Raw genomic sequence first — 1,349 nt, forward strand, 5'->3', positions numbered from 1 at the left:
TTTGTGTTCGGGCATAACATGAGTAAGAGGTGCATGTATGCCAACCAAAAAGAAACCCGCGTTGCGAGAGCTGCCAAAAATCCCGAAAGAGCTGCTTGAGCAATTCACAGATGGACCGATGACCGCTGAAGCCATCGAGGACGCGTCTGCGGCGTTCAAGAAGGCTTTGATCGAGCGAGCCCTGAGAGCTGAGCTCGGCCATCACTTGGGCTATCCGCCGGGCGCGCAGCGCCCAGAGAATGAAACCAACCAGCGCAATGGCAAAAGCGGCAAGACGGTTCTAACCGGCGATGGCCCGCTGCGGCTGGATATTCCTCGCGATAGGGACGGCAGTTTTTCTCCCATCCTGATTCCCAAGCACGAGCGCCGCTACACCGGGTTCGATGACAAGATCATCGCCATGTATGCCCGTGGAATGACCGTCAGAGAGATCCGCGCATTTCTTTCCGAGCAGTACGGTACTGACGTTTCTCCCGACTTCATCAGCTCTGTAACCGACGAGGTCATGGCAGAGATCGGTGCATGGCAACAGCGGCCTTTGGAGCCGATGTATCCGGTTATTTTCTTCGATGCTCTGCGGGTCAAAATTCGCGAAGAGGGGCTGGTTCGCAACAAGGCGATCTACCTGGCACTGGGTGTTTTACCTGACGGAACACGCGATATTCTCGGCATCTGGATAGAAAATACCGAGGGCGCCAAGTTCTGGATGAAGGTTTTCAACGACCTCAAGACACGCGGCGTCGAAGACGTGTTGATTGCAGTGACCGATGGCCTTAAAGGCATGCCAGAAGCGCTCAACGCCGTATTTCCAGACACGACACTGCAAACATGCATTGTTCATCTGATCCGCAACAGTCTTGATTACGCGGCCTGGGACAAGCGTCGCGAACTGGCCAAGGCGCTTAAGCCGATCTATCAGGCAGTCACCGCCGAAGCGGCCGAGCAGGCGCTGGATGCGTTTGAAAACGGGTCTTGGGGCAAGCAATATCCGACGGTAGTGGCTGCCTGGCGCCGCGCTTGGGACCGAGTTATTCCGTTTTTCGTGTTCCCGCCGGCGATTCGAAAGGTGATTTACACGACCAACGCTATCGAGAGCATCAACGCTCAACTGCGCAAGATCATCAAGACCCGAGGTCACTTCCCGACCGACGATGCGGCAACGAAACTGATCTGGCTTGGGCTGCGCAATATCACCGCAAACTGGGGCTCAGCGGCCCATGACTGGAAAAGTGCGATGAATCAATTTGCGATTCTGTACGGAGATCGATTTATCAGGCCAACCTGGTAAAAGCACGGCCTGCCTGACGGCAGGCCGTTACCGGCCCGCACACAAAATATCTGACAGTCCC

General features: G+C 55.6%; 1 protein-coding gene. It reads left to right on the forward strand.

Annotated elements, in window-relative coordinates; all coding sequences use genetic code 11:
* Positions 1–37: 37 nt before the first annotated feature.
* Entirely contained in the window at positions 38–1,288 is a 1,251-nt protein-coding gene (locus tag L6D81_RS29285; protein WP_236182997.1) for an IS256 family transposase, read from the forward strand.
* Positions 1,289–1,349: the final 61 nt, after the last annotated feature.

Source organism: Pseudomonas sputi, assembly GCF_021603585.1.
Classification (GTDB): Bacteria; Pseudomonadota; Gammaproteobacteria; order Pseudomonadales; family Pseudomonadaceae; genus Aquipseudomonas; species Aquipseudomonas sputi.